Annotated in this window: 22 protein-coding genes, 1 tRNA gene and 1 pseudogene; 17 read left to right on the forward strand and 7 right to left on the reverse strand. The window is 69.9% G+C overall.

Annotated features, from left to right (window positions below; translation table 11 throughout):
* Positions 1-116: 116 nt before the first annotated feature.
* The gene (locus ACGFI1_RS38500; protein WP_392792620.1) at positions 117-1,109 is read right to left on the reverse strand and encodes an SUMF1/EgtB/PvdO family nonheme iron enzyme; all 993 of its coding nucleotides are present in this window, start codon (positions 1,107-1,109) and stop codon (positions 117-119) included.
* A gap of 27 nt (positions 1,110-1,136) precedes the next feature.
* A complete protein-coding gene (locus tag ACGFI1_RS38505) occupies positions 1,137-1,916 on the reverse strand; it encodes an aminotransferase class IV family protein (protein ID WP_392792622.1) in 780 nt (259 codons plus the stop codon).
* 117 nt (positions 1,917-2,033) lie between these two features.
* On the opposite strand from ACGFI1_RS38505, the gene ACGFI1_RS38510 reads away from it, so the two are divergent.
* The 3 genes from ACGFI1_RS38510 to ACGFI1_RS38520 all read left to right on the forward strand — a co-directional run bounded on the left by ACGFI1_RS38510 (position 2,034) and on the right by ACGFI1_RS38520 (position 2,968).
* Positions 2,034-2,270, forward strand: a complete 237-nt coding sequence (locus ACGFI1_RS38510; RefSeq protein ID WP_392792624.1) for a hypothetical protein — start codon at positions 2,034-2,036, stop codon at positions 2,268-2,270.
* 30 nt (positions 2,271-2,300) lie between these two features.
* The gene (locus ACGFI1_RS38515; RefSeq protein ID WP_392792626.1) at positions 2,301-2,543 is read left to right on the forward strand and encodes a hypothetical protein; all 243 of its coding nucleotides are present in this window, start codon (positions 2,301-2,303) and stop codon (positions 2,541-2,543) included.
* Positions 2,544-2,629: 86 nt separating this feature from the next.
* Entirely contained in the window at positions 2,630-2,968 is a 339-nt protein-coding gene (locus tag ACGFI1_RS38520; RefSeq protein WP_392792627.1) for a hypothetical protein, read from the forward strand.
* 284 nt (positions 2,969-3,252) lie between these two features.
* On the opposite strand, the gene ACGFI1_RS38525 is transcribed toward ACGFI1_RS38520, so the two are convergent.
* Entirely contained in the window at positions 3,253-3,639 is a 387-nt protein-coding gene (locus tag ACGFI1_RS38525; RefSeq protein WP_392792628.1) for a GntR family transcriptional regulator, read from the reverse strand.
* 125 nt (positions 3,640-3,764) lie between these two features.
* On the opposite strand from ACGFI1_RS38525, the gene ACGFI1_RS38530 reads away from it, so the two are divergent.
* The 9 genes from ACGFI1_RS38530 to ACGFI1_RS38570 all read left to right on the forward strand — a co-directional run bounded on the left by ACGFI1_RS38530 (position 3,765) and on the right by ACGFI1_RS38570 (position 10,578).
* Positions 3,765-4,151 (forward strand): SCO3933 family regulatory protein, encoded by a 387-nt coding sequence (locus tag ACGFI1_RS38530; protein ID WP_392792629.1) that lies wholly within the window; start codon positions 3,765-3,767, stop codon positions 4,149-4,151.
* Between the two features lie 14 nt (positions 4,152-4,165).
* Positions 4,166-5,506 carry an FtsK/SpoIIIE domain-containing protein gene (locus tag ACGFI1_RS38535; RefSeq protein ID WP_392792631.1) on the forward strand — a complete coding sequence of 447 codons (1,341 nt, stop codon included), beginning with the start codon at positions 4,166-4,168 and terminating at the stop codon, positions 5,504-5,506.
* Positions 5,507-5,614: 108 nt separating this feature from the next.
* Entirely contained in the window at positions 5,615-5,929 is a 315-nt protein-coding gene (locus ACGFI1_RS38540) for a hypothetical protein (protein ID WP_392792633.1), read from the forward strand.
* Positions 5,926-6,759: a DUF2637 domain-containing protein gene (locus tag ACGFI1_RS38545; protein WP_392792634.1), complete on the forward strand. Its 834-nt coding sequence runs from the start codon at positions 5,926-5,928 to the stop codon at positions 6,757-6,759. Before ACGFI1_RS38540 ends, ACGFI1_RS38545 begins: the two co-directional genes overlap by 4 nt.
* 18 nt (positions 6,760-6,777) lie before the next feature.
* Positions 6,778-7,203, forward strand: coding sequence for a hypothetical protein (locus ACGFI1_RS38550; RefSeq protein ID WP_392792636.1), 426 nt, complete (start codon positions 6,778-6,780; stop codon positions 7,201-7,203).
* Positions 7,203-7,493, forward strand: a complete 291-nt coding sequence (locus ACGFI1_RS38555; protein ID WP_392792637.1) for a hypothetical protein — start codon at positions 7,203-7,205, stop codon at positions 7,491-7,493. The genes ACGFI1_RS38550 and ACGFI1_RS38555 overlap by 1 nt, the downstream gene beginning before the upstream one ends.
* 99 nt (positions 7,494-7,592) lie before the next feature.
* The gene (locus ACGFI1_RS38560; protein ID WP_392792638.1) at positions 7,593-8,990 is read left to right on the forward strand and encodes a replication initiator; all 1,398 of its coding nucleotides are present in this window, start codon (positions 7,593-7,595) and stop codon (positions 8,988-8,990) included.
* Positions 8,987-9,229, forward strand: a complete 243-nt coding sequence (locus tag ACGFI1_RS38565) for a helix-turn-helix domain-containing protein (RefSeq protein ID WP_240808220.1) — start codon at positions 8,987-8,989, stop codon at positions 9,227-9,229. Before ACGFI1_RS38560 ends, ACGFI1_RS38565 begins: the two co-directional genes overlap by 4 nt.
* On the forward strand, positions 9,229-10,578 hold the full coding sequence (locus tag ACGFI1_RS38570) for a tyrosine-type recombinase/integrase (RefSeq protein WP_392792639.1): 1,350 nt from the start codon (positions 9,229-9,231) through the stop codon (positions 10,576-10,578). Before ACGFI1_RS38565 ends, ACGFI1_RS38570 begins: the two co-directional genes overlap by 1 nt.
* Positions 10,579-10,668: 90 nt before the next feature.
* Here the strand turns inward: ACGFI1_RS38570 and ACGFI1_RS38575 are convergent.
* Positions 10,669-10,739 (reverse strand) — tRNA-Gly (locus tag ACGFI1_RS38575).
* 81 nt (positions 10,740-10,820) lie between these two features.
* On the opposite strand from ACGFI1_RS38575, the gene dcd reads away from it, so the two are divergent.
* The 4 genes and pseudogenes from dcd (at position 10,821) to ACGFI1_RS38595 (ending at position 14,688) form a co-directional block, all read left to right on the forward strand.
* Entirely contained in the window at positions 10,821-11,396 is a 576-nt protein-coding gene (gene dcd, locus ACGFI1_RS38580; protein WP_171069237.1) for a dCTP deaminase, read from the forward strand.
* 191 nt (positions 11,397-11,587) lie between these two features.
* A complete protein-coding gene (locus ACGFI1_RS38585) occupies positions 11,588-12,832 on the forward strand; it encodes a quaternary amine ABC transporter ATP-binding protein (protein ID WP_392792640.1) in 1,245 nt (414 codons plus the stop codon).
* 160 nt (positions 12,833-12,992) lie between these two features.
* Positions 12,993-13,709 (forward strand): annotated as a pseudogene (locus tag ACGFI1_RS38590) (ABC transporter permease); the annotation flags it as partial.
* Between the two features lie 91 nt (positions 13,710-13,800).
* The gene (locus ACGFI1_RS38595; RefSeq protein ID WP_138639123.1) at positions 13,801-14,688 is read left to right on the forward strand and encodes a glycine betaine ABC transporter substrate-binding protein; all 888 of its coding nucleotides are present in this window, start codon (positions 13,801-13,803) and stop codon (positions 14,686-14,688) included.
* 117 nt (positions 14,689-14,805) lie between these two features.
* On the opposite strand, the gene ACGFI1_RS38600 is transcribed toward ACGFI1_RS38595, so the two are convergent.
* Together ACGFI1_RS38600 and ACGFI1_RS38605 are read right to left on the reverse strand one after the other, a co-directional pair.
* On the reverse strand, positions 14,806-15,549 hold the full coding sequence (locus ACGFI1_RS38600; RefSeq protein ID WP_364544365.1) for a ZIP family metal transporter: 744 nt from the start codon (positions 15,547-15,549) through the stop codon (positions 14,806-14,808).
* Between the two features lie 129 nt (positions 15,550-15,678).
* Positions 15,679-16,464: a hypothetical protein gene (locus tag ACGFI1_RS38605; RefSeq protein WP_392792641.1), complete on the reverse strand. Its 786-nt coding sequence runs from the start codon at positions 16,462-16,464 to the stop codon at positions 15,679-15,681.
* Positions 16,465-16,616: 152 nt separating this feature from the next.
* Here ACGFI1_RS38605 and ACGFI1_RS38610 point away from each other — a divergent pair, with 152 nt between their 5' ends.
* A complete protein-coding gene (locus ACGFI1_RS38610; RefSeq protein ID WP_392792642.1) occupies positions 16,617-18,356 on the forward strand; it encodes a BTAD domain-containing putative transcriptional regulator in 1,740 nt (579 codons plus the stop codon).
* 88 nt (positions 18,357-18,444) lie between these two features.
* On the opposite strand, the gene ACGFI1_RS38615 is transcribed toward ACGFI1_RS38610, so the two are convergent.
* A complete protein-coding gene (locus ACGFI1_RS38615; protein WP_392792643.1) occupies positions 18,445-20,601 on the reverse strand; it encodes a (Fe-S)-binding protein in 2,157 nt (718 codons plus the stop codon).
* Between the last annotated feature and the right edge of the window lie 11 nt (positions 20,602-20,612).

Below are 20,612 nucleotides of genomic sequence, written 5' to 3' on the forward strand. Positions count from 1 at the left end.
CAGGCAAGGACTAACGTGGACCACAAGCGATCATCTAGCCGGAGTGTCACCCATCTCCCGAGCCAGATCTGTCACCAACCTCCTGAGACCTGACACCCCGTGCGCCGGTCGTGGTGTCAGGTGGCTGACTGGCCTCTCACGTTGAGCAGGGCTCGCATGGTCTCGGCTGGGGTCACGCAGCGAAAGCCGGTGTCGTCGTCGAGCATGTCTGCTGAGGCGTCGTTGAACGTCGACGGGGCACAGCGCAGGAAGGGGCTCGTGAACGCGCTTCCCTTCAGCTCGTAGCGGCCCGGCTCGGTCTCGGTCGAGCACCAGTCCCAGGTGTTGCCGCACATGTCGTAGACGCCGTACGGGCTTACGCCGCTCGCGTAGCAGTCAACGGGGGTCGTGCTGCGCTTTCCGCCCTCTCGGCAGTTGACCTTCGCCGGGGTCCGCTGGTTGCCCCATGGGTAGATCTCGCCTCGTGTCCCTCGGGCTGCCTTCTCCCACTGCTGGGCGCTGGGGAGGGCCTTGGCGGACCACTGGGCGTAGGCGTGGGCGTCGTGCCAGGTGACGAACACGACCGGGTGGTTGTCGAGTCCCTCGGGGGTGACGCCGTTCTCCCAGTGCTGCGGCGGCTTGTGGTCGGTCGCTGCGACGAACCGGGCGTAGTCGGCGTTTGTGGTGGGGAACACGTCGATGTAGAACGCCGGGAGGTAGACGGGTTCGCTGTTCTCGCCTGCGAAGTAGACGCCGGCCGGGACGAGCGTCATCAGCTTCCCGTCGATGGGGTGTCTGACCTGGTCTTCGTCGCCGACGGGCACGTCCGGCTCTGACTGGGGGCTTGCTGGCTGCTCTGAGGACACGCCCGGATCTTGGGCGGACGTGGCCGGGCTCGTCAAGCCGATCATCTCGGCGAAGCGTGCCTGCACGTCGGGGCTACAGGCGGCGAGGATGGTGTCAAGGCCCTGCTGGTTGATGGGGCGGGGCGTGACGTTCCCCTTCTCCCATCTGACGATCATGCGTTCGCTGACGCCGAGTTCTGCGGCGAACTCCACCTGGCTGACGCGCTTGGCGTCTCGTAGGGCGCGGGCTTCCTTGCCGGTCCAGCGTGAGACTGTGGGGGGCATGTCGGGTTCTCCGTAGCGGGGCGGTGCTCAGACGGCTTCGGCGGGGATCTCTTCGTATTCCTTGCGGAGAGTCGCCAAGATCGGGTGCGCGTCTGGGAACTCCACTTCGTTGATGGCCGTGATCGCTCGTACGCCGATGGCGGTGTTGGTGGCGAACGCGGCTTCCATGCGCGGTAGGTCGGAGAGGTTGACGGGGCCAAGGGATGTCGCGTCGTGCACCTGGTGGAGTAGGCGCATGGTCACGCCGGGAAGAACTTCGGCGTTGGGCCAGATGACTTGCTGTCCGTCGTAGAACCCGATGTTCCACGTTGCGCCCTCGGAGACGTACAGCTCCGGGTCGGTGAAAACGCAATCGTCGAATCCGTCGAGTTGGGCGTTGCGGCGGTGCCATAGGGCGCCGAACAGACCGACGTGCTTCTGTTCGGGCAGCTCGCGCACGTAGGGGACGGATTGCACCCGCATGGGGGACATCGGCCATGCTCCGGACGGCCGGGTCGTGACGAGTATCTTCGGCTCGGCTTGGGCTCCGGGGTGGCCTAGCTCTAGGCCGGGGTCGTAGATCGTCACGCGGACAACGAACGCGCCGTCTCGTCCGGCGGTGGCCTGTCGGACGTAGTCGCGGACCTGTCGGCGGTCCAGCTCGTGGCCGAAGAGAACGCGGCAGTCTCGGACGAGTCGCTCTAGATGGTGCGAAAAGCCTCTGATGTGCTGGTTTTCCATGCGCATCGAGGTGAAATGACCGTAGTTCACCAGAGCTAGCGCTTTGAGCTCATCCGGGGTGACAGGTATGCCGTTGAGTTCAGCCATAGGGCTCAGTCTGTCAGTAGATATGGGCTGCTCACATGGCCGGGTGCAGGACAAGTTCAGTGCTGCGTCGGTGTCAGGACATGGGAAAGGCGCGGCCGACACGACACCGTGGTTGACATGAGCGGTCGTGTGCGTTCGGAAGACAAGGTGGTGCGGCTCGCCATGCCGCGTCTGCGCGGCAATGACTCGGGGCGGGCCGGCGGGCTGACCGAAGAAGAGCGTCAGGCCCTTCTCGCGGTACTCGCCGAGGTCACTGCGGAACTCGATGAACTCCACGTCCGGACACGGCAGATCGCGGCTCGGCTTCACCGGGCCGGTACGGCGTCGCCGGTCCACGAGACCGGGGCGGCCTGAGACCAACGACTTCAACTGAGGAACCCTGCGATGGAAACGCGTGCGCACAACGATGACCCGGCTCTTCGTCGGCTTCAGGAGGAGTTCACCGGTCACCGGATCTGGCGGGCTCGGCGTTGGGACGGGCGTCTCGGCGACTGGGTCGCGACGCTGCACGACTCGGCCGCGGGCGTGGATGCAACGGTGATCCGGTCGGACTCGGCGGCGTTGCGTGAGGCGCTGGTGCAGGAGCGGCAGCGTGCGGGGCGTCCGGTGTTGAAAAGGGCCTGGTGATGGTGGCTTGGACCCCGCCGTCACCGGATGGGGCCGTCCCTGCGCTGGGTGGGGCGGCCTTGGTGGAGGCTGAGGCGGCGCGGCGGGTGCCTATCCCCCCGGATGCACTCGTCGCGTCGCCTCGGCCGTTCACCGCGCGGCGGCTGCTCAACCGGCTCGGCCGGGTGCTGCGGCGGCGCGGGTGGCGGGTGGAGCGCCGTTACGCCGAGACCTTGCCCTCGCTGCGGGTGCACTTCCCGGAGGTTGCGGGCCTGGGTGAGAGCGTCACCGTCACCGGCGGTGATGGGGGGTGGTGGTACCGGTCCAGTACGGGGGAACTGCTCGCGCCGTGCTCGGATGTGGAGCTGGCGGTACTGCGGGTGATGACGTCGCTAGATCGGTGGATCGCGGCGGCAGGCTCGTCCTGGAGGACGGACGGGGTCTGATGGACGCCGGGGCGGCCCTCGCCGAGATCTCGGACCGCTTCGGGGTCACGTGCTGGCGGGGGCCCTACACGCGGTCATTGTGGGCGCTGGTGCGCTGTGACCGTGGGTGGCGGCTGGTTGAGGCGGTGTCGGTGCGAGAGCTGGTCATGGCCATCACGCACCCTGACGGGTGGCCGTGGCCGTGACGGCCGTGCGGCGCGGGGGTAGCGGTGGGGCACCGTGGGTTCCTGTGCCGTGCGGTCGTCGCTTTTCGTGGGTGGGCGGGATGGTTGGCGACAGTCGGCCTAGAGGTCCCTCGTTCGCTCGTCCAGGTCATCAACCTTCACGCTGAGGCGACGTACCTGCTCCCGGATTTCCTTGAGCTGTCCAAGAAGGAGAGTGAACTCTTCGCTTGGGCCTTCGGCCGTCTCCGCGGGTTCGCCCGCCTCCTTCTCCGGCCGTCTCGTAACAATGCTCGGCGTGCCCTGCCTGCTCATGATGATGTTCTCTTCGCGCAGGACCGCTAGCGCGCGTTCCACGGTGGCGCCGGCCGCGCCGAACCGTTCACCCAACTTGGCTATGGACGGTAGCGCCTCCCCCACCGGGTACCGCCCTCCTGCGATGTCTCTACGCAGCTCGTCCGCGATGCGGACATAGACCTTCCGGCGGTCCGCTGCACCAGGTTTTCCCATGTCAGCAGCATAACCGGCCCACTCAGGTTCGTGGGTTCCTAGGAAAGTTTCGGTCACCCGCTTGACCTACTCACTTTCCTATGTAACCTAGGAATGTAGGTAGCAGCGATGGCCTGGAGGCTGACGTGCGAAACATTCCGGTGGACGTGTCGGCGCTGACGTTCGTGTGCGTGTCGCCGCCGCGTCCCAAGCTGGTCAACCAGGAGACAGGGGAGGTGAAGACGGATCGCAACGGGCACACGGTGTTCACGGTCGGGCTGTCGGCGGCCGACGTGGCGGGGCGGGTGGACCTGCTCAACGTCGCGGTGGTCGGCGACCAGTCGGTGACGATCGGGGAGGTCGTGACGCCGGTCGGCCTCGTCGCCTTCCCGTGGGAGGCGGTCCTCGGGGGCGAGAAGCGCTGGGGTCTGGCCTACCGCGCCGACCGCATCGCGCCCGTGTCGGCCGTCTCGCCCTCGTCGGCCTCCCCGTCGGCGTCGTCGGATGCGTCCGCTTCGGCGGGCGTGGCCTGAACGGCGGCCCGGTCATGACTGACCTGCTCCTGGTGCTCGGGGTCCTGGCCGCTGCGGCGGCCGGGCTCTGGGCCTGGCGCCGGTACCACCCGGCCTCGTTCTGGTGCGGCATCGGCTTCCCGCTCCGCGCGGTGCTCGTCTATCTGACGTGGCATCACGTCGCCTCCGGGTGCAAGCTGACCCGTAACCGGCGGCGGTTCCGGCTCACCCTGGACGCTATCCCGGTGGTGGGGCCGGCGTCCCGGTCCGCGGCGACGGTGGTCGAGCAGAGGCGGCGGGTACGGCGGGTCGACGTCGAACGCGCTCCCCGCCTGGGCATCCTGCGACCCACCCGGCTCGGCTGGCGCATGCGCCTGCGGCTCCACGACGGCCAGGTCCCGGCGGACTATGAGAAGGCGGCTGAGGGGATCGCGCACGCCTGGCGCGTCCACTCGGTGCGCGTGGTCGACGTCCGGCCCGGCTACGTCACCCTGTGGGCCACCATGCGTGACCCGCTGGTCGACGTGGCCACCGAACCCGAAACCGGCGAACTGCTGACCGTCCGTCCGGGCAAGCTGGAGAACGAGCGTGACTGGCTGATCGACTTCCGCACCGTGCCGCACTGGCTCAACGCCGGGGCCACACAGTCCGGCAAGTCGAACCTGGCCAACGCGCTCATCAAGGGCCTGGCTCCTCAGCCGGTCGCGCTGGTCGGCTTCGACCTCAAGGGCGGCGTCGAGTTCACCCCGTACGCGCCGCGCCTGTCGGCGCTGGCCACCACCCGCAAAGAGTCGGTCGACCTGCTGTCGGATCTGGTCGGCGAGGTCGAGAACCGGATGGCGCTGTGCCGGGCGCACGGTGCCCGCAACGTCTGGATGCTCCCCGAGCACCTGCGGCCGGTGCCGGTCGTGGTCCTTGTGGACGAGGTCGCCGAGTTGTTCCTGATGGCCGACAAGTCCGAGAAGGAGGAGGTGTCGCGGACGGCTACCGCGCTGCTGCGGGTCGCCCAGCTCGGCCGGGCGTTCGCCGTGCATCTGATCGTGTGCGGGCAGCGCATCGGCGCCGACCTTGGCCCCGGCGTCACCGCCCTGCGCGCCCAACTCTCCGGGCGGGTGTGCCACCGGGTCAACGACCCGGAGACCGCGAACATGACCCTCGGCGACCTCGACCCGGCCGCCCTGGACGCCGCCCGCGCCATCCCCGCCGAGACGCCCGGCGTGTGCATCGTCGCTGGGCAAGACGGCTCCTGGCACCGCGCCCGCTCGGTCTACGTCCCCGAGCGTGAAGCCGAGCAGGCGGCGCGTGAGTACGCGCACCTGACCCCGGACTGGGACGCCCTCATCGGCTCGGTCCCGGCCGTCGACCCGGCCGCATAACCGGCCCGACTTCCTCTCCCTTCCTCTCTCTCCCGGCTCGGCGTGAGCCCTGATCACGCCACCTCCCTACCCGACCCATGCCCGAAACCCGTCCCTGGAGGCTGCCCGATGGTCGCCCGCGTCCGTGCCCTTCGTCCCCGCCCTCGCCCCCGGTTCGTCGCCGTCCCGTCCCCGTCCTCGCCGTCCGCCTTGTCGTCCTCGTCCCCGTCCCGCTCGTCCTCGGCGGTGTCGTCCTGGGACGTGTGGCCGGTCGGGGTCGAGTGGGACGACTTCCGCTCCCTGCACATCGCCCGGTGCCAGCGCTGCGCCGACTCCTTCGCCTCCTTGTCCTGCGGCGAGGTCGACGACTGGGCCGACACGCACCGGTGTGACGCCGAACTGGCCGCACTCCTGGCGCTCGTCGACGTCCGGCGGGCGGCATGACCCGGCGCGTCCTCGGCGCGGTCGCCGATTCGGGGCCGGTGGTGGTGCTGGCCGGTATCGCGGCGGCGGGCTCGTTCACCCACATCCGCGACACAGCAACCGAACACGGTCAACGCGGCTGGATGGCTTGGGCCATCGCGGTGTGCATCGACCTGACCTGTGTCATGGCGGCCGGAGAGCGGCAGCGCGACAAGAGCACCGGACGCGCAACGGGGCGCCTGTCCTGGCCGACCGTCGTTCTCGTCGGCGGGGTGCTGCTGTCGCTGGCCGCCAACCTGGCACAGGCCGACCCCTCGGTCTGGGGCTGGATCACCGCAGGCACCCCAGCGGGCGCCTTCCTGGTCGCCGTCTCCATGCTCGAACGCCGCAAGGCCGGCCCCCGCGCGGCGGCTCCCCCCTCGCCGGTCCCGGACTCCTTCGGCCGCCCGTCCTCGCCCTCGACCCCGTCCCCGTCCTCGTCGTCGGCTGGCTCGTCCGTCCCGTCCTCGGTCTCGTCGCCGTGGGTGGTGTGGGAGGACGAGCGGCCCACGGTCGCCGCCGCCGTCCCGGCCGTCCATCACAACGGCAACGAGCGGGGCGAGGACGAGCAGGACGGCCAGACCTCCATCCCCGTCCCCGCCGAACACTCCGCCTCGACGCCGTCCGACTCGTCCTCGTCAGGTCCGGCGGGGCCGCTGGTCGACTTCGCGCGCCGTGTCGCCGCCGAACACGAAACCGAGCACGGGCGGCCGATCACCCGTGACGCGCTCCGCGCCCGCCTCGGCGTCTCCAACCAGCTCGCCTCCGACCTGCTCCGCCAACTCCGCACCGAAACCGCATCCCTCGCCTAACCACTGGAGGAACCCGCAATGACCACCCACAGCAACCCGACCGGCCAGACGCCCCCGATCGTGCCCGGTGACCTGTTCGCCCGGCACCAGACCATCACCGGCCTGCGCGCCCTCGCTGACTTCCTGGAGGCCAACCCCGGCGTTCCGGTCGACGAGTACGGCGAGCGCTACCACGTGTTCACCCGCGACGACGACGCCTCGGCCGTCGCGCTCGTCGACCAGACGGCGGCGCTCCTGGGCGTCGAGGTCGACGACGGCCGCCCGCACGGCGGCCACTACACCGCCACCAAGCGCTTCGGCCGCATCATTTACGCCATCGTCCACATCCCCGAACGGAACCAGCGCGAATCCCTCGCCCGTGACAGCTACTGCCGCAACATCGTCCTCGACACCGACCCGGACGAGCAGGACGGCAACGGCGAGGACACCGGGCGGGCCGCCTGATGACGGTCGAGAACCTGTCGACGTGGCGGCTTCGCTGCCGGGCCTGCAACGTCACCGCCGGCGGGCTCGGCTGGGCAACCCTGCTCGCGCTGCGGAGCGGTCCCTCGTGCTCGGCCTGCGGCTCCACCGAGGTGACCGCCCAGGACTCCGCGACCGGATCGGCCGTCGCCTTCCCGCGTCCGCTCGCGCCGGTCGGCGAGTGGTGGCAGTGCTGCAACTGCGGCGGGACCGGCCTGGACTCCTACGGCGACACCTGCCCGCACTGCTCCGGCCTCGGCAACTGCCAATGACTTGAGCGCCCCCGGCGTGACCGCTCAACCGCCAAGTCACGCCGTCACGTCGGGGGCCATCCCCTGTCCCGCACAAACCGGTAAGGAGACCCCTTCATCGTGCCTCACCCTGTCGTCACGCCGACCGATGCCCGGCTGATGGCGAAGATCCTCGACCGGCCGGACTTCGAGCGGTGGGCCGCTCGTGCTCGCGCAACCGGTGGTTGCGCGCAGCCGGTGTTCCTGACCGGCACCGTGCAGCACGTCCACACCGGTACCGGGGAACTGCTGCACAGCTACTCCACCGACACCGAACCCGACGGTGCGCTTCCCGTGGCTTGCAAGACCCGGCGGGCCTCCCGGTGCCCGGCGTGCGCCGAGATCTACCGGGCCGACACCTACCAGCTCATCCGGGCGGGCCTTGCCGGCGGCAAGGGCATCCCCGACAGCGTCTCGGGCCACCCGGCCGCCTTCATCACGCTGACCGCGCCCTCGTTCGGTCCCGTCCACGCTCGGCGGGTGCGCAACGGCGGACGCGTCGAACGCTGCCACCCTCGACGGGGCGCCACCCCGTGCCCGCATGGCGTGGTGGCCTCCTGCGCCGTCCGGCACTCCGACGACGACCCTCGGCTCGGCGAACCGCTGTGCCCCGACTGCTACGACTACGCCGGGTCGGTGCTGTTCAACGCCCTCGCGCCGGAACTGTGGCGGCGCTTCACGCTCGCCCTGCGCCGCTACCTGGCCAAGTCAGCCGGGCTGACACAGAAAGAGTTCCGCGAGACGTTGGCGGTCTCCTTCGCCAAGGTCGCCGAATACCAGCGGCGCGGCGTCGTCCACTTCCATGCGGTCATCCGCTTCGACGGCCCCGACGGCCCGGCCACATCCCCGCCCGGCTGGGCGAACGTCCGGCTGCTGGAGGACGCCGTCCGGCACGCCGCCGGCGCGGTGTCGGTCACCACTCCGGCCGCGCCCGGCATCCCGGCCCGGTCCCTGTCCTGGGGCGCGCAAGTCGACATCCGGGCCATCACGTCCTCGGGCACGCTCACGCAGCAGGCGGTAGCGGGCTACATCGCCAAGTACGCCACCAAGGCCGCCGAATGCGTCGGCACCCTCGACCGGCGGCTTCAACCCTCTGACGACCTGGACGAGCTTCCGATCACGCCGCACGCCCGGCGGCTCATGAACGCATGCCTGACCTTGGGTGCCCTGGAGGAGTTCGCCGATCTCCGGCTCGTCCAGTGGGCTCACATGCTCGGGTTCCGGGGCCACTTCTCGACCAAGTCCCGCCGCTACTCCACCACCCTCGGCGCGCTGCGGGCCGCACGCATCGCCTACGTCCGCGAGCAGTCCCCCGGCTGGCACCCGCCCGGCGACCAAGACCCTGACCTCGTCCTTGCCATCGGCGAATGGCGCTTCCACAGCCAGGGCCTCACGCGCGGCGAGGCGCTCGTCACCGCCGCGCTCACCGGAAGACCTCTCCCACCTCCGCCAGCAGCGACCGCTAGGAGCGCAGCTTGACCAAGGCAAGGCCCCAGACAGCCCCGATCGACCCGAACGAACGGCTGTTGACGATCACGGAAGCGGCCGAGCGGCTGAACACCTCCCCGCGGTTCCCTCGTCGGCTCGTCGCCGAACGGCGCATCCGCTTCGTCAAGCTCGGGCGCTTCGTGCGCATCCCCGAATCCGCACTTCACGAGTTCATCGCGGCCGGTCTCGTCGAGCCCATGACCGCGTCCGACGTCTGGAGGGCTGCGTAATGGCCAAAGGCAACAAGGCGGGACACCGGCGCTTCGGCAACATCCGGCAACTACCCTCCGGGCGGTTCCAAGCGAGCTACCTCGCGCCGAACGGGCAGCGCCGGACGGCGCCCAAGACCTTCGCGCGCAAGAGCGACGCCGAGAAGTGGCTGACGCTCGCTGAGGCCCAGATCCTCAGCGGCGAGTGGACCGACCCTGAGCGGGCCAAGGTCACGGTCGGCGACTACGCCGCGAAGTGGGTCGACCAGCGGGCGGGTCTGCGGCCTCGGACGGTCGAGTTGTACACCTGGCTTCTCGGGAAGTACATCGTCCCGCACCTGGGCGCCGTGCCTCTCGGCAAGCTGAGTACGGCCATGATCCGTGAGTGGCGGTCGACGCTCCTCGCCTCTGGGGTGTCGGGGACCATGACGGCAAAGGCGTACCGGCTGCTGCGGGCCGTCCTCATGACGGCCGTCGAGGAGGACAAGATCCTCCTTCGGAACCCGTGCCGCGTGCGCGGTGCCGGCACCGAAGAAGCGGCCGAGCGTCCCGTCCTCACCGTGGCGCAAGTCTTCGACCTGGCCGAACGGGTCGGCGTGCGGCCGGTCGGCAACATCCGCAAACTCCACTCCGGCGAGTACCGCGTCCGGTACCGGGCCAAGGACGGCGACATGCGGCGGCTCCCGCAGACCTTCGCGACCCGGCCGGACGCCGATCGGGCGCTGTGGAAGCTGGCGGAAGACGGGCGCGCGGACGTGACCAGAGACGATCGCCTGCGGGCGCTCATCCTCCTCGCCGCGTTCGCAAGCCTGCGGTGGGGCGAGGTGACGGCGCTGCGGCGGTGTGACATCGACATCGCCAACCGCACGGTCCGGGTCCGCGGTGCCTACGTCGAGCGGGCGAACGGTCAGATGATCCTGGGGCCGACCAAGTCACGGGCTGGCCTGCGCACGGTCGCGATTCCGGATGCGATCGTCCCTCACCTGGTCGCGCACCTGACCAAGTACACGAGGAAGGGGGACGATGCCCTCGTCTTCACGGGCATCAAGGGCGGGCCGCTGCGGCGTAGCGGGTTCAACAAGCTGACCCGGTGGACGCCGGTCGTGGAGGCGCTCGGCGTCCCGAACCTGCACTTCCATGACCTGCGGCACACGGGGAACACGCTTGCCGCTGACATGGGCGTCTCGCTGCGCAACCTGATGGCGCGCATGGGGCACGACAACGAGCGGGCGGCGCTGCGGTATCAGCACCGGTCGAGCACTGCTGACCGTGCGATCGCGGACGGGCTCAACGCGCTCGTCCAGGCCGACCAGAAGCGGGACGGGGACGACGATGACGGGGCGGCGGGGTCGCTGGTGCCCGTGGCCTAGTTGCACGCTAATTGCACGACAGTGATGTCAATCAAAAACGATCAAGGCCCAGTGTCGAGGATCATGTCCCTGACCTGGGCCTTCGTCGTGAGCGGGTGACGGGAATCGAACCCGCGCTGTCAGCTTGGGAAGCTGAAGTTCTACCATTGAACTACACCCGCGTGGGGCCCTTGGGGGCGTCCATGCTGTGGATACTGTACCGGATCGCCGGTGTGGGTGTGGGGTGGGATAGCTTTTCAGGCGTGCTGCTCTCCGATCGCGACATCAGGGCCGAGCTCGAGTCAGGGCGGGTGAAGATCGACCCGTACGAGCCCGGCATGGTCCAGCCGTCCAGTGTGGACGTGCGGCTCGACCGGTACTTCCGGGTTTTCGAGAACCACAAGTACCCGCACATCGATCCCGCTGTGGAGCAGCCGGATCTGACGCGGCTGGTGGACGTCGAGCCCGATGAGGCGTTCGTGCTGCATCCCGGGGAGTTCGTGCTCGCGTCGACGTACGAGGTGTTCGGGCTGCCCGACGACCTCGCGGCGCGGCTGGAGGGGAAGTCGAGCCTCGGGCGGCTCGGGCTGCTGACGCACTCGACGGCGGGGTGGATCGACCCCGGGTTCTCCGGGCACGTGACGCTGGAGCTGTCGAACGTGGCGACGCTGCCGATCAAGTTGTGGCCGGGGATGAAGATCGGGCAGATGTGCCTGTTCCGGACGAGCTCGCCGGCGGAGTACCCCTACGGTTCGGCGAAGTACGGGTCGCGGTACCAGGACCAGCGGGGGCCGACGCCGTCGCGGTCGTACCTGAACTTCCACCGGACTAAGGTGTAGCCCATTTGTGACCTGAACGTGACGGAACTCACCAAAAGATGAAACATGTTCTCTGGGCGGGTAGTTTCAGGCGACGCACAGCTTTGGCGTCTGGTTGACAGTCTCTTTGCCTGAGGCTCGTCGCGTCCGGGCGTCTGGACGGATTGAGCGAGCCGTTTCCGCGTACGCACGTGGAAACCCGGAAGGAGATCGTGTCAGTACTCCGCGCGGAAAGCGTCACCAAGCTCTTTGGTCGCAAGACGGCTGAGGCACAGCGGAAACTCAAGGCGGGCGCCGATCTGAAGGCGGTCCGCGACCTCGGGGTCACACCGGCGGTGGTGGACGCCTCGTTCGAGGTCCGGCAGGGCGAGATCTTCGTGGTCATGGGCCTGTCGGGGTCGGGGAAGTCGACCCTCATCCGGATGCTGAACGGGTTGCTCGGGGTCACCTCCGGAAGCGTCGAGATCGACGGCCAGGACATCGCGAAGATGTCGCCGAAGGCGCTGCGGGCGCTTCGGCAGAACAAGATCAGCATGGTCTTCCAGCACTTCGCGCTGTTCCCCCATAGGACGGTTCTGGCCAACGCGGCGTACGGGCTCGAGGTCCGCGGTGTCCCGAAGGAAGAACGCGAGAAGAAGGCCCGGGAGTTCCTGGGACTGGTGGGACTTGAAGGCTGGGAGGACAAGCTTCCCAGCCAGTTGTCGGGCGGTATGCAGCAGCGCGTGGGGCTCGCGAGGGCGCTCACGGCGGGCACCGACATCATCTTGATGGACGAGGCGTTCAGCGCCCTGGACCCGCTCATCCGGCGGGAGGTCCAGGACCTGCTGCTCGACCTGCAGGGCAGGTTCGGGAAGACGATCGTCTTCATCACCCACGACCTGAACGAGGCCATGCGCATCGGCGACCGCATCGCGGTGATGCGCGAGGGCCGGATCGTGCAGATCGGCACGGCCGAGGAGATCCTCACCGATCCCGCGAACGACTATGTCGCCCAGTTCGTCGCCGACGTGGATCGTGCCAGGGTGCTGACGGCGTCGTCCGTCATGGAGAAGCCGCTGGTCACGGTGCTGGCGTCGACCGGGCCGCGGACGGCCCTGCGGACGATGCGCGAGCACCAGACGTCGGCGGCCTTCGTCGTCGGGCGCGACCGCAAGCTGGTCGGGCGGGTGCGCGCCGCGCGGATCGCCGACGCGGTGCAGGAGAACGTGCAGAAGCTGGACGGCCTGATCGACCCCGAGGACCTGGAGCCGGTGCCGCCGGACACCCCCGTCGCGGACCTGTTCACGCGGTGCGCGGAGAGCGACCTGCCGGTGCCCGTCGCGGACGAGGAGGGAACGCTGCTCGGCGTGATCCCGCGGGTGACGCTGCTGGCGGCGCTCGGCGCGATCAACTCGCACGAGGTCGTCGAGGCCGAACCGGAACTCGCGCTGGCGAAGGAGGGCGGCGACGGTGAGTGAGCTGATCGAGCTGCCCCGGACCCCGGTCGGCGAGTGGTTCGACAACCTGGTGAACTGGTGCACCGACCACCTGTCGTGGCTGTTCGACGGGATCGGCACGGCGATCGAGTCGTCGGTGGACGCCCTCACGGACGTCCTCACGGTGCTGCCGCCGCTCGGCCTGACGCTGGTGCTGGCCGTCATCGCACTGGTCATCAGCGGCTGGCGCCTCGCCCTGTTCACGATCCTCGGCTTCGCGCTGGTCGACAGCATGGAGCTGTGGGAGGCGTCGATGGACTCGCTGGCACTGGTGCTGGTGTCGGCGGTGGTCGCGACCGTGCTGTCGATCCCGATCGGCATCGCCGCGGCGCGCAGCGACGTGGTGAGCCGGATCGTCCGGCCGGTCCTCGACTTCATGCAGACGATGCCGGCGTTCGTCTACCTGATCCCGGCGATCTTCTTCTTCAGCATCGGCTCCGTGCCCGGCGTGGTCGCGACGGTGATCTTCGCGATGCCCCCCGGGGTGCGGCTGACCGAGCTCGGCATCCGCGGCGTCGACCCGGAGATGGTGGAGGCGGGCGAGGCGTTCGGCACGCCGCCGAACCGGATCCTGACCCGCATCCAGATCCCGCTGGCCATGCCGTCCATCATGGCGGGCGTCAACCAGCTGATCATGCTGTCGCTGTCGATGGTCGTCATCGCGGGCATGGTCGGCGCGGGCGGCCTCGGCGGCGAGGTGCTGGAGGGCATCAACCGGGTGGACGTCGCGAAGGGCTTCGAGGGCGGCATCGCGGTCGTCATCCTGGCCATCTACCTGGACCGCCTCACCGGTGCGCTCGGCGAGGGGCCGAGCCTGATGCGCGGCCTGTGGCGCCGCGGCATGGCCAACCCGGTCTGATTCCACGGCCTGCGCCTCCGGCCGGACCGGCCCGTCCGGCCCGCGGGGCGCCGTTCCCCCCACCACCATGCAAGCCAACGAAAGGATGGGCATGCGTTTCAAGTTGAAGGGTCTGACGGTCGCTGCGTTGACGCTGACGCTGGGACTGACCACCGCCGCGTGCGGCGACTCCGACTCGGGTGGGGGTGAGAACGACAAGAACATCACCATCGGCGTGGTCTCGGGCTGGGCCGAGGGCGAGGCCGCGACGGCGCTGTGGCAGCGCCTGCTGACCGACAAGGGTTACAAGGTCGACGTGAAGACCCTCGACACCGGCCCCCTGTACGCCGGCATGTCGAAGGGCGACGTGGACCTCTTCCTGGACTCCTGGCTCCCCGGCACCCACGAGGACTACTGGAAGCAGTACGGCGACAAGCTGGAGAAGGTCGGCAGCTGGTACGACTCGGCTCCGCTGACGATCGCGGTGCCGAACTACTCGCCGCTGCAGTCCCTGGAGGACCTGAAGGGCAAGGGCGGCCAGTACGACGGCAAGATCGTCGGCATCGAGAAGAGCTCCGGCCTGTACCGGGTCTCCCAGGAGGAGATGCTCCCCGCGTACGGGCTGAAGGACGAGTTCAAGGTGACGACGTCCTCGACGGCGGCGATGCTGACGGAGCTGGACAAGGCCATCAGCGCCAAGAAGGACATCGTCGTCACGCTGTGGCGCCCCCACTGGGCGTACGCGAAGTACCCCATCCGCGACCTGAAGGACCCGAAGGGTGCGATGGGCAAGCCTGACACCATCTACACCGTCGGCCGCAAGGACTTCGGCAAGGACCAGCCCGAGGTCGCGGGCTGGCTGAAGAAGTTCAAGATGGACGACAAGCAGCTGGGGTCCCTTGAGGACCTCATGGAGAACAAGTACAAGGGCAAGCCCGAGCAGGCCGTCGACGAGTGGCTCAAGACGAACCAGAGCTACGCGACGTCCCTGACGAGCTGACCCGTCGGCGCGAGCCGAGCCCGTAGCGGGTGCTTACCCCATAGCGGGTGAAGGGGCCGTCCGGCATGGCCGGGCGGCCCTTCGCCGTTCGCGGCCGTTCGCCTTCCGCGGGCCGCGTCACCCGGCGAAGCCCGCGATGAACAGGACCGCGACGAGCCCGGCGCCCGTGGCGCAGAGGGTCATGACGCGCGGGTGGACGCTGTGCGCCTCCGGCAGGATCTCGGCGGCGGCCAGGTACAGCAGGACCCCGGCGAACGTCCCGAGGTAGGGGCCGAGGACGGCGTCGGGGACGGTCGCGAGCATGCCGAGCGCGGCGCCCGCGATGGGCGCGGCGGCGTCCAGGAGCAGCAGCAGGACGGCGGGACGGCGGTCGGCGCGGTGCAGCGACGCCGCGGTGAAGGTGTTGAAGCCGTCCGCGAAGTCGTGCGTGATCACGGCGAGCGCCACGAAGATCCCGACGTCGGTGCCGGACTGGAAGCCGAGGCCGATGCTGAGGCCGTCCACCAGGCTGTGCAGGACGAGCGCGGACGCGGCGAGCAGCCCGCCCGCCCCGCCGGCCATGCCGTGGGCGTGCACGTGCGGCGCGTACTCGTCCTCGTGGGCGCGGTGGATCGCGACGGCCTGCTCGACGACGTGCAGCAGCACGAACCCGGCCGCGAACCCGATCATCGGCGCGGGGACGCCGAGCGGGCGCTGCCGCGTCATCGCCAGCGACTCGGGGATCAGGTCGAAGGCGACGACGCCGAGCATCAGCCCGCCGGCCAGGCCGAGGACGAGATGCCGCCGGTCGCGCACCCGCATCGCGGCGAAGCCCCCGGCGAGCGTCATCACGAACGCGAGGACGGACACGAGCACGGCCATTCCCGTGTCTTACCAAGCCGCCCGCGTTCAGAACCTCGCCGCTCCCTCGCGCGCAAAGGGGTGCCGTCCGCTCGGCGCGGGCGCCCGCGGCCCCGGGCGCCGCCGAGCGGACGGCCGTTCAGTGGGGAGTCAGTCGAACGCGCTCTCGTCGACGATGCTCCCGGCGGGCGGGCGCTGGACGGTCACCGGCTTCCCGTAGTCGGTGTACTCGATGCGGTTCTCTGGGCCGCCCGCCAGCGCCAGCACGTACGGCTCCCCCTGCGTCGCGACGTGGATCTCGTCAGCGGCGCCCGCGGTGGTCAGGCTCAGCGCGGGGGTTCCCCCGACCGTCAGGGTCTTGCCCTTCCGCCAGGTGTCCGCGGACTTCACGGCCTCGTTGAACAGGGCCGTGCGGTAGGTGAAGATCGACAGGTCCTTGAAGTCGGCGGCGGTGTTGGACGTCTTGAGGTACTTGCCGGAGAAGAGCTGCAGCGCGCCCTTCCCGCCGATCGACTTCCAGAACGCGTCGTTGCCCTTGAGGTAGACCTCCTTGCCGATCCTCGTGATCTCGACGCGCTGGTTCCCCTGCTGGAACCAGCCGGTCGACTTCGTCGCGCCCTCGTAGCGGAAGTCGAGCGTGTACGTGTCGCCGCCGTCCTGGACCTGCCCGCGGACTCGCAGCGACCCCGCGCCGTCCGTGGCCTTGCGGGCGCGTCGCAGGATCTCGTCGGCCCCCAGCTTCTCCACCCCGTTGGCCGGCGCCGCCGCGGGACCGCCGGCCGTGCCCGTCGCGGGCGTGGTGGACGTCTTCGCCGTCGCCCCGGCCTTCTCCGTCGTTCCGGTCTTCTCCGCCGGTCCGCAGGCCGCCGTTCCGGACGCGACCGCCAGGACGAGCACGGCCGTCACCCGGCCTGCCCGCAGTCGGTGATGAGGCACCCGGGCCCCCTCTCTCTCACACACTTGGTGGGACATCGCCCCCGATGTCCACAAAGAGCCTGTTCCAGGCGCATGCCGGATCACTGTCGTTATGCTGCGGTCAACTGCGTCCGGGCTGCCGAACGGCTGCCGCGGCGCCCCGGGGCGGGTGAGTGGAGGTGGTCGCGCTGCCGGACGAGGGGCCGTCGACGCGCTTCGAGATCCTGGGCCGGACGGCCGCGTGGCGGGACGGGCGGGAGCTCGATCTGGGCCCGGGCAAGCAGCGCGCGGTCCTTGCCGTCCTGCTGCTCACGCCGGGCCGGCCGGTGCCGACGGCGTCGATCGTGCGGGCGGTGTGGGGGGACGAGCCGCCCGACAACGGGGCGAACGTCGTGCAGAAGTACGTGGCCGGGCTGCGCCGCGTGCTGGAGCCCGACCGTTCGCCGCGCGCTCCGGGGCGGCTGCTGGCGCTGACCGGCGCCGGATACGCGCTGCACGTCCCGCCGGGCGGTCTGGACGCCGAGGTCTTCCAGGAGCGGGTGAAGGCGGCCCGGTCCGTGCGCGACGAGGGCGACGCGGCGGGAGCCGAGGCGATGCTGCGCGAGGCGCTCGCCATGTGGCGGGGCCCGGCGCTGGCGGGCCTGAACGGCGCGTTCTTCGACGCGGCGCGCGACCGCCTGGAGGAGACGCGCGCGGCCGCGCTGGAGGCGTGCGCCGAGGCGGGGCTGGACGTGGGGGAGCACGCGCGGCTCGTCCCCGAACTGCTCCGGCTGGTCGCCGAGTTCCCGCTCCGGGAGGGATTCCGGTACCTGCTGATGCTGGCGCTCTACCGGTGCGGCCGGCAGGCCGAGGCCCTCGCCGCCTACCGGGACGCGCGCGACTTCTTCGCGGCCGAGTTCGGCGTCGAGCCCGGCGAGCGCCTGCAGAGCCTGCACCTCGGCATCCTGCGCTCGGACCCGTCCCTGGCGGGCCCGTCCCTGGCGGGCCCGCCGGCGGCGGCCGAGCAGCCGGCACGTCCCGAAGCGGCCGCACCGGCCGCGCCGCCCTTCGCCCCACCCGACCCGGCGCTCGATCCGCCGCTGGATCCGCATCCGTCGCCCGCGGTGGGAGTGGCCCCGTTAGCACCGATGGCGGCCGCTCACCCGCACCTCGGCGCGCCGGCCGCACCTCACCTCCCGGCGGAGCACCCGGTCTGGGCGCCCCCGGTCGGACGGCACGTCCCGTGGCCGCTGCGGGCCGTCCTCGCGGCCCTGCCAGTGCTGAGCTTCGGGATGCTGACCTCCGCCCTCGTCGCCTATTACGCGGCACGGCGGCGGAGCCGCCCGCTCGCACTGATGGCGGGCGGCTACCTGGCGCTGTCGGCCTTCTTCGTGACCGGCATCCTGAGCATCACCTCGGAGGAGCCGACCCTGTGGGACGGCCCGGTCTTCTTCGCGCTGATCCTCACGATGCTCGGCGGCGCCGTCCACCTGGCGGTCCTCACGGCCGACCCGTATCCGAGCGCCGGGCCGCACGTGCCGGACGTCCGGCTGATCGAGGGGCGGGTCCGCAGGGCGCAGGCCCGGTCGCTGGCGGCGCACCACCCGTCGATCGCCCGCACGCTCGGCATCGGCCGCCCCGACCTGCCCCGGACGTTCGACGACGGCGGGCTGGTCGACGTCAACGCGGCGCCCGAGCACCTGCTCGCCGCGCTGCCCGGCGTGGACCCGCACCACGCGAAGCTGATCGTGCTGGCCCGGGCGGCGCACGGCCCGCTGGCCTCGGTGGACGACCTCGCGACGCGGAACATCCTGCCCTACGAGACGGTGCACGCCCTGCGCGACATGCTCATCACCGTCCCGCCGGCGCCCGACGCGACGGACGCCGAACCGGAGGCGGCGCCCCCGTCCGTGGAACCGGCCCCCGGGCCCTGACCCCTCGCCCCTGACCCCCGAAACGGGAAGGACCCCGGAGCCGTGCCCGGCCCGGGGTCCTTTCCTTCTTCGTGCTTCGCGCGGTGCCCTACTCGGCGGCGACGGGCTCCTTCTCCTCGGCGGCCTTGCCGCCGTCGCCCTTGATGGAGCGGATGAGGAGCTGGGAGACGTCGACGACTTCCAGGGTCTCCTTGGCGGCGCCCTCGTTCTTCTTCTCGTTGATGGCGTCGCCGAGCATCACCAGGCAGAACGGGCAGGCGGTGGAGACGGTGTCGGGGTTGGTCTCCAGGGCCTCGTCCACGCGCTCGGTGTTGATGCGCTTGCCGATGCGCTCTTCCATCCACATCCGCGCGCCGCCGGCGCCGCAGCAGAACCCGCGGTCCTTGTGGCGGTGCATCTCCTGGGTCTTGACGCCCGGGACGGTGGCCATGATGTCGCGCGGCTGCTTGTAGACCTTGTTGTGGCGGCCCAGGAAGCAGGGGTCGTGGTAGGTGATGTTCTCCTCGATCGGGGTGACCGGGGTGAGCTTGCCCGACTCGACCAGGTGCGCCAGCAGCTGGGTGTGGTGGACGACCTCGTAGTTCCCGCCGATCTGCGGGTACTCGTTGGCCAGGGTGTTGAAGCAGTGCGGGCAGGTCGCCACGATCTTCTTCACCCCCGCGTCGTTGAGGGTCTCCACGTTCTGCTGGCCGAGCATCTGGAACACGAACTCCATGCCCAGCCGGCGGGCCGGGTCACCGGTGCACGCCTCCATCGGGCCCAGCACCGCGAACTTCACGCCCGCGATGTGCAGCAGCTCGGCGACGGCCTTGGTGGTCTTCTTGGCCCGGTCCTCCAGGGCACCGGCGCAGCCGACCCAGAACAGGTACTCGGTGTCCTCGGAGACCTTGTCGTCGACGACCTCGACTTCGAAGTCCAGCTCCTCGATCCATTCGAGGCGCTTCATCTCCGACATGCCCCACGGGTTGCCCTTGTTCTCCAGGTTCTTCAGCATCACGCCGGCCTCGCTGGGGAACGAGGACTCGATCATGACCTGGAAGCGGCGCATGTCCAGGATGTGGTCGATGTGCTCGATGTCGACCGGGCACTGCTCGACGCAGGCGCCGCAGTTGGTGCAGGACCACAGCACGTCGGGGTGGATGACGCCGTCGTCGCCGACGAGCTCCTTGTCCACCTGCATGGCGAGCTTCTGCTCGTCGGTGAACTTCTCCCGCTGCTCCTCCGAGGCGGTGAAGTAGGGGGCCTTGGCCAGCGCGTGGTCGCGCAGCTCCAGGATGAGCATCTTCGGCGACAGCGGCTTGCCGGTGTTCCAGGCCGGGCACTGGGACTGGCAGCGACCGCACTCGGTGCAGGTCGCCATGTCGAGGAAGCCCTTCCAGGTGAAGTCCTCGATCTTGCCGCGGCCGAAGACGTCCTCGTCGGGGTCGGCCTCCTCGAAGTCGAGGGGCTTGCCGCCCGACATCATCGGCTGCGCGGCGCCCAGGCCGTCCGGCCGGCGCTTGAACATGACGTTCAGCGGGGCCAGGAAGATGTGCAGGTGCTTGGAGTGGACGACGAACACCAGGAAGACCAGCGCGACGCCGATGTGCAGCAGCAGCCCGACCGACTCCAGCACCTCCAGGGTGCCGTCGCTGCCGATCCCGTCGAACAGCTTGCCGGTGAGGTGGGAGAAGTAGGCGGCGCCGCCGTAGCCGAAGTTGTCGCGCGCGACCTCGACGCCCCGGAAGAAGAACATCGTCCAGATCACGTTGAAGATCATGAACAGCGTGATCCACGCGCCGGACAGGTGCGAGCCCTTGAACCGCGACTTGCGGCCCAGCCGCTTCGGCGAGTTCTTCACCCGGATCGCGGTGAACACGATCAGGCCGGCCAGACACGCCAGCGCGATGGTGTCCTGCACGAACCCGATCGGCCCCCAGGTCTGCAGGCCCGGGATGTGCGCCTCCAGGCCGAACAGCAGCTGGACGGCCGCCTCCAGGTACACGGTCGCCAGCAGGAAGAACGCCCACATCACCGCGAAGTGCGCGGCACCGGCCACGGTCCACTTCAGCAGCTTGCGCTGCCCCAGGACCTCCACGGCCTGGCCCTCGACCGCCTTCTGCGGCTCCCGCTTGAGCTGCAGCGTCCGCTCAGGGTCGGGCTGCCCGCTCTTGGCGATGGTGTACAGGAACAGCACCCGCCGCGCGGCGAGCGCCAAAGCGACCGCCGTACCGGCGAGCCCGATGACCAACGTGATCCAGAACACTGTTCCGTCCT

Source organism: Actinomadura geliboluensis, assembly GCF_043197915.1.
GTDB lineage: Bacteria > Actinomycetota > Actinomycetes > Streptosporangiales > Streptosporangiaceae > Spirillospora > Spirillospora geliboluensis.